The sequence below is a fragment of the Mesorhizobium sp. M8A.F.Ca.ET.207.01.1.1 genome (assembly GCF_004794715.1).
Classification (GTDB): domain Bacteria; phylum Pseudomonadota; class Alphaproteobacteria; order Rhizobiales; family Rhizobiaceae; genus Mesorhizobium.
In genome coordinates this window covers 1-308 of record NZ_SRUS01000451.1, presented here as the reverse complement: position 1 = coordinate 308, position 308 = coordinate 1, and the positions used below count along the sequence as shown (strand labels likewise).

Here is a 308-nt window from a genome sequence, read left to right as displayed (position 1 = left end):
ATCCGTTCGGCCTGGAGTTCCAGGTGGAAAGCTACCTGGAAGGCCATGCACGACGCTTCGTGCGTTTCTTCGACCCCAACTGCTACCTGTACCTGAGCCGCTCGATGGACTGGTTCGACCTGGCCGAGTATGCCGACGGCGACGTGCTGGACGGGCTCGCGAAGATCCGTGTGGAGAAGGCGCTGGCGATCGGCGCCAACACCGACATCCTGTTCCCGGTACAGCAGCAGCAACAGGTTGCCGATGGCCTGCGGGCCGGCGGTGCCGATGCGCACTTCATCGGCCTGGAATCGCCGCAGGGCCACGAC

At 64.6% G+C, this 308-nt stretch carries 1 pseudogene; it reads left to right on the top strand.

Annotation, left to right across the window (positions count from 1 at the left end):
* Positions 1–23: 23 nt before the first annotated feature.
* Positions 24–308, top strand: a pseudogene (locus tag EN850_RS35320) (homoserine O-acetyltransferase); the annotation flags it as partial.